The sequence below is a fragment of the Synergistaceae bacterium genome (assembly GCA_017444345.1).
Classification (GTDB): Bacteria; Synergistota; Synergistia; order Synergistales; family Aminobacteriaceae; genus JAFUXM01.
Genome location: JAFSWW010000136.1, coordinates 1 through 6,017, shown reverse-complemented (window position 1 = coordinate 6,017; position 6,017 = coordinate 1). Strand labels below are relative to the sequence as shown.

Annotated in this window: 5 protein-coding genes and 1 pseudogene; all 6 read left to right on the top strand. The window is 42.8% G+C overall.

Features of this window, described 5'->3' with window-relative positions; genetic code table 11:
• Positions 1 to 155 precede the first annotated feature (155 nt).
• Positions 156 to 923: pseudogene (locus tag IJS99_10890) on the top strand (iron-containing alcohol dehydrogenase).
• Between the two features lie 26 nt (positions 924 to 949).
• Entirely contained in the window at positions 950 to 1,852 is a 903-nt protein-coding gene (gene dapA / locus IJS99_10885; GenBank protein ID MBQ7562313.1) for a 4-hydroxy-tetrahydrodipicolinate synthase, read from the top strand.
• Between the two features lie 30 nt (positions 1,853 to 1,882).
• Complete coding sequence (locus tag IJS99_10880; protein ID MBQ7562312.1) at positions 1,883 to 2,956, top strand: 4-hydroxythreonine-4-phosphate dehydrogenase PdxA; 1,074 nt, start codon at positions 1,883 to 1,885, stop codon at positions 2,954 to 2,956.
• 14 nt (positions 2,957 to 2,970) lie between these two features.
• Positions 2,971 to 3,957 (top strand): hydroxyacid dehydrogenase, encoded by a 987-nt coding sequence (locus IJS99_10875; GenBank protein ID MBQ7562311.1) that lies wholly within the window; start codon positions 2,971 to 2,973, stop codon positions 3,955 to 3,957.
• Positions 3,954 to 4,478 (top strand): tripartite tricarboxylate transporter TctB family protein, encoded by a 525-nt coding sequence (locus IJS99_10870; protein MBQ7562310.1) that lies wholly within the window; start codon positions 3,954 to 3,956, stop codon positions 4,476 to 4,478. The genes IJS99_10875 and IJS99_10870 overlap by 4 nt, the downstream gene beginning before the upstream one ends.
• 15 nt (positions 4,479 to 4,493) lie before the next feature.
• A complete protein-coding gene (locus IJS99_10865) occupies positions 4,494 to 5,993 on the top strand; it encodes a tripartite tricarboxylate transporter permease (GenBank protein ID MBQ7562309.1) in 1,500 nt (499 codons plus the stop codon).
• Positions 5,994 to 6,017 lie beyond the last annotated feature (24 nt).

Below are 6,017 nucleotides of genomic sequence, written 5' to 3'. Positions count from 1 at the left end.
GTCTTTATCAAGCAGTAGAAGAGTTTGCGTATGTACATTACAATCATGTTCGTCCTCATACATACAACAACCAAAAGACACCGTTTGAAGCACGGGGAAAAATTAGCCGCAGGTGTTACAAAAATACTTGACCAGTACACCCTTCACGAGCACGAAAATATATCAAGACTCTTGTCATTCCTACAACAGCAGGAACAGGCAGCGAGGCTACACCTAATGCAATTGTCGCAGTTCCCGAAAAGCAGCTCAAAGTCGGAATCGTAAATAATGCTATGATTTCAGATTATGTAATTCTTGACGCTGTAATGATAAAAAAATTGCCTCGTAAAATTGCAGCAGCTACAGGAATTGACGCACTCGCACACTGTATAGAATGCTTCACGAGTAACAAAGCTAACCCCTTTAGTGATACTTTTGCGCTTGAAGGACTTGATTTAATTCTTAATAGTATTATATCGGCCTGTGATGATCCCGAAGCTATGCAAGCAAAATTAAATATGCAAATAGGGAGCTTTTACGGCGGAGTCGCTATTACAGCATCAGGAACTACAGCAGTTCACGCTCTTAGTTATCCATTAGGCGGCAAATATCATATTGCTCACGGTGTATCAAACGCGATTTTATTAGTTCCCGTTATGAAATTCAACGAGTCCGAGTGCCGGAGCTTGTTTGCTAAAGTCTATAACAGGTGCATTAAAGGCGATAAATCAACAGAAGAGTCAAAGAGTCAGGCCGTTATCGCAAAACTTGACGAAATAGTAAAGCATTTGGACATTCCCAAGAGTTTAAAGGAGTTCGGAGTCCCTGAAAGCGATTTAGACTCACTTGTAGAGTCCGGTATGCAAGTAACGCGTCTACTCGTCAATAACCGCAAAAAAGTTACTCCCGAAGACGCAAGGAAAATTTATCTTGAAATTATGTAATTATTTATTAGGAGGAAGATTTTATTATGACGCTCATTAAAGGAATTATCCCGCCCATTTTAACGCCCATGAATGAAGACGAGAGCATTAATTACGGTGAATTACGCAATCAAATTAACAGAATGATAGACGCTAAAGTCAGCGGAGTTTTTGCGCTCGGAACTAACGGAGAAGCATACGCGCTCAGTCATAAGGAAAAAGTTGAGATATTAAAAAATGTAGTTGACGAGGCCAAGAAGAGAGTCCCCGTTTATGCCGGTACAGGCTGCCCGACCACGAAAGAAACTATTACACTTAGCAAAGAAGCTGAAGAGATCGGCGCAGATGTATTATCTGTAATCGTCCCTTATTTTGCCGCAGCCTCACAGGATGAGCTTTACGACCATTTTAAAGCAGTCGCAGAGTCCGTGAAAATCCCCGTAGTTCTCTATAACATTCCTGCACGAACTGGCAACGCCTTAGCACCCGCAACAGTAGCAAGACTCGCTAAAGATGTCCCTAATATTTTAGGTGCGAAAGATTCAAGCGGAAATTTTGACAACATGAAACAATATATCGAGCTTACAAGCAATATCGGCAAAGATTTCAGTGTTTTGTCAGGAAATGACTCGCTTATTCTCCCGGCTTTAGTGTTCGGAGGTAAGGGAGGAATCGCAGGCTGTGCAAATGTCTTCCCCCGCACAATGGTAGAAATTTATGAGGCTTTTGAGGCCGGCGACATGGAACGCGCGAAAAAAGTTCAGGACAGTATAAGAATCTTCCGCAATTGTTTCAAATATGGCAACCCGAATACACTTGTAAAACTCGCCGCAGGTTTATTAGGGAATCCCGTCGGCCCGTGCAGAAGACCATTCAGCAAGATAACTCCTGAAGGTATGGACGCACTAAAGAAGACTCTTGAGACCTGCAAAGCTAACGGACTGCACTAATTTTTTTGTGAGAAGGAGAAAATTTTTATCATGACACGACCAATTTTAGGAATCAGCATGGGCGACCCGTTCGGAAATGGGCCGGAAATCACAGTAAAAGCACTTGCCGATAAATCCGTATATGACCGCTGCAAGCCCCTTGTTGTCGGTGATGTCTCAAGCATGGAATACGCCGCAAAAGTCGCTAAGAAAGTTTCAAATATTGACGTTAAAATTAATCCCGTTAAAGATGTTAAGGACGCAAAATTTGAGTTCGGGACTATTGACGTTTATGACATGGGAATAATTAAGCCTTCTGATATTCCCGGAGACTGCAATAATCCCAAGCCGTTCGGAGTCGGTGCTACAAAATTAGGCGGTGAGGCTGCTTATCAGTATGTCGTGAAAGTTATTCACATGGCACTAAATAAAGAAGTCGACGCTACTATTACTAACGCACTAAGCAAAGAAGCTATTAACATGGCCGGGCATCATTATTCAGGTCATACAGAAATTTACGCCGATGAGACTAAGACGAAAAAATACGCGATGATGTTAGCTCATGAAGATTTGAGAGTTATTCACGTCTCGACTCACGTTTCATTAAGAGAGGCCTGCGACAGAGTCAAGAAAGAAAGAGTCTTAGATTGTATCAGGCTCGCAAATAACGCAATGAAGGCAATCGGAATCGATAATCCTAAAATCGGAGTCGCCGGGCTTAATCCACATTGCGGAGAAGATGGAATGTTCGGCCGTGAAGAAATTGACGAGATCCAACCCGCTATAGATCAGGCAATGAGCGAGGGCGTTAATATTCCCGAAAAGAAACCGACTCCCCCTGATACTGTTTTCAGCAAGGCACTCGGCGGCTGGTACGATATTGTAGTCGTCATGTATCACGATCAAGGTCATATCCCCCTGAAAGTTAAAGGCTTTGTCTATAACAAGAATGAACATCACTGGGAAGCAGTTGCCGGGATAAATGTAACACTCGGACTCCCGATTATTCGCGCAAGTGTTGATCACGGGACAGGATTCGGCCATGCAGGAGACGGCGGAGCTAATGCTTTGAGTCTCGTTAATGCAATGGACTACGGAATCAGACTCGCCGGAGGGAGCAAATAAAATTGAAAATAGTTATGACTCAATCAGTCTGCCCTGAAGGAATTAAAGCACTTGAGGAATCCGGACTCTTCACTGAAATTTACTCGGCTGATAATCCGGATCCAAATAATTATCTCGACAAGATGGCGGACGCTGATGCATTAATAGTTAGAGTCGCAAGTTGTGATTCTCACGCAATCGAGAACAGCCCAAATCTTAAAGTCATTGGCAAAACTGGAGTCGGTTATGACGCAATTGACGTTAAGAAAGCAGCAGAAAAAGGAATCCCCGTTGTAATTACTCCCGGCGCAAATAATCGCAGTGTAGCAGAGCACGCCGTTGCTATGATGTTCGCGCTGTCTAAAAATTTGCTTGAGTCAGATTCTGAAACTCGCAAAGGTAACTGGGAGATTCGAGGCGCAAAGAAAACTTTTGAGCTTGAGGGCAAAACCGTTGGAGTTATAGGACTCGGAGCAATCGGCCGTGAAGCTGCTAAAATCTGTCAGGCTTTAGGAATGAAAATCGCCGGCTATGATCCATTTTTGAGTCAAGAAAAAATAGAGTCGCTCGGAGCAAAATATTACGCTGATTATGAGGCTTTATTACGCGATTCAGATATTATTACGATTCATGTGCCTTTGACAGATGAGACTCGCGACATGATTAGCGCAAAAAATTTCGCCGAAATGAAGAATACAGCAATAATCATAAATTGCAGCCGCGGGGGGATCATTAACGAGACAGATTTAATTAACGCTTTGAATAATAACGAGATCGCCGGAGCAGCTACAGACGTTTTTTGTGCAGAACCTATTAAGCCCGATTACCCGTTATTACACTGCAAAAATTTAATTGTGAGTCCTCATTCAGCAGCCCAGACTCGCGAGGCCGTTATAAAAATGGCTTTAATGTGTGTTAGGGGCTGTGTTGAGATTCTGAAGGGTAATAAATGGCCGTTTGTTGCTGATAAAAGCGTCTACAATCACGAAAAATGGCAGGGCAGACCGGAGGCCAAGCTATGAAAAAGGATAAACAATATAAACTGGATATTATCCCCGGAATAGTTTTAGCTGTATTCGCAATATTTTACATGTCAAAAATTTCGGGAATTCGAGTCTTTAAGAGTTTAGGTGCGACTCCTTTGACGAATCATTTTATTCCTTGGCTCTGGGGCGGGTCTATGCTTGCATTAAGTGTGTGGCTCATAATCAGGGGGATTCTCAAGTATAGAAGGCTCAAAGCGTTAAATGCACTTCCTGAAGGCGAGTCATTATTTGCGGCACTCTGGGAGAAACGCGAGGTAATATTTAGCTTTATTGCACTTGCCTTATATGTCGGCTTTATGGAGTCAATCGGCTTTGTAATAACTACTTGTATATATACATTTGTGCAGATTTTGATATTGACTCCGGTCGAAAAGTGGGCTAAAAATTTCGTTCCTGCCTTAATCACGGCAATTATAACGGGATTCTTGTTATTCTATATTTTCAGAGTCATGTTAAATGTATTATTGCCGGTCGGTATTTTCGGATTTGGATTATAAGGGGGCTTGCGAATCATGATACTTGAAGGAATTTTAGCGGTCTGTCAGCCTCTTACAATTTTATGGATAGCAATCGGAGTCGCCGTCGGAATAATTTTCGGAGCAATTCCCGGACTCACTGCGACTATGGCAATAGTAATGTTTTTACCCGTTACTTATTCAATGTCGGCATCACAGGGAATCGCTATGTTAATGGCCCTGTATATCGGCGGAATTTCGGGCGGCTTGATTTCGGCTATATTGTTGAACATTCCCGGGACTCCCTCGTCAGTTGCTACGTGTTTTGACGGGAAGCCAATGGCTAATAAAGGCCAAGCCGGGCGTGCTTTAGGGACTGGCGTTGTATTCTCATTCGTCGGGACTCTAATAGGAATCGCTATATTAATCGTCCTTGCTCCTGTGTTGTGTGCATTTGCTTTAAAGTTTCAGGCCTATGAATATTGCGCGCTGGCTTTATTCTCGTTAAGTATGGTCGTTGCCTTAACTGGTACGGACATGCCCAAGGGTTTAATTAGTGCTGTATTAGGTGCTTTACTTGCTACAGTTGGACTCGCGCCTATTGATTCACGGCCTCGATTCACGTTTGATTTATTCCAGTTAAATAATGGCTTTGCATTAGTCGTGTTATTAATAGGTTTATTCGCGATTTCTGAAGTAATGTCATTTGCTGAATCAGTCCGGAAAAAACAAGATTTCACAGTTGATGAGAACGTCAAAATGAAGGGAGCGGGATTCACTTTTGCTGAATTTCTTGCGCAGATTCCAAATGCTATAGTCTCGGCTTTAATCGGAGTAGGAATCGGAATTTTGCCCGGAATAGGCGGCGGAGTTTCCTGCATGATCTCTTATACTGTCTCGAAAAATACATCAAAGCACAGGGAACTATACGGCACAGGCATAATGGACGGAGTCGTCGCTTCTGAGACTGCAAATAACGCAACAATCGGCGGAGCTGTCATTCCCTTATTATCGCTGGGAATTCCCGGAGATCCTGCAACAGCTATGTTATTAGGCGGCTTAATGATTCACAACGTCGCTCCCGGCCCATTGATTTACGAGAAAAACGGAGCTGTCGTTTATGCGATTTTTACTGCGATGTTAGTGGCTGCTGTATTTATGCTGTTATTCATGCTCTGGGGGATGAGATTCTTTGTGTCAGTGCTTAAGATTCCGAAAAATTATTTACTGCCCATTGTAATGGTCTTATGCGGAATAGGTGCAATCGGGAACGCTAATCAATTATTTGACACTTATATAATGGTAGGCTTTGGATTAATGGCTTACTTGATGATTAAGGCAAAGATTCCTACAGTGCCTATGATTTTAGGCTTTATACTTGGCCCGACGTTTGAGCAGAATCTACGCAGGGTCTCGCAATTGGCATCGAGTGATCCATTTTATAATCATCCTATTTTCTGCGTGTTGATAGTTGCTACTGTCTTAGTAGTAATTTTCTCAGTAAGGGCAAACTTGAAGGACGCTGCCAGAGAAAGAGCGCAGGAATTAAGCGAATAACAAATCACTTAACTATTTACTCTC

Excerpts from the sequence above, each read along its gene's own strand:
- dapA (MBQ7562313.1), top strand. The coding sequence starts at position 950 with ATGACGCTCATTAAAGGAATTATCCCGCCCATTTTAACGCCCATGAAT.
- IJS99_10880 (MBQ7562312.1), top strand. The coding sequence starts at position 1,883 with ATGACACGACCAATTTTAGGAATCAGCATGGGCGACCCGTTCGGAAAT.
- IJS99_10875 (MBQ7562311.1), top strand. The coding sequence starts at position 2,971 with ATGACTCAATCAGTCTGCCCTGAAGGAATTAAAGCACTTGAGGAATCC.
- IJS99_10870 (MBQ7562310.1), top strand. The coding sequence starts at position 3,954 with ATGAAAAAGGATAAACAATATAAACTGGATATTATCCCCGGAATAGTT.
- IJS99_10865 (MBQ7562309.1), top strand. The coding sequence starts at position 4,494 with ATGATACTTGAAGGAATTTTAGCGGTCTGTCAGCCTCTTACAATTTTA.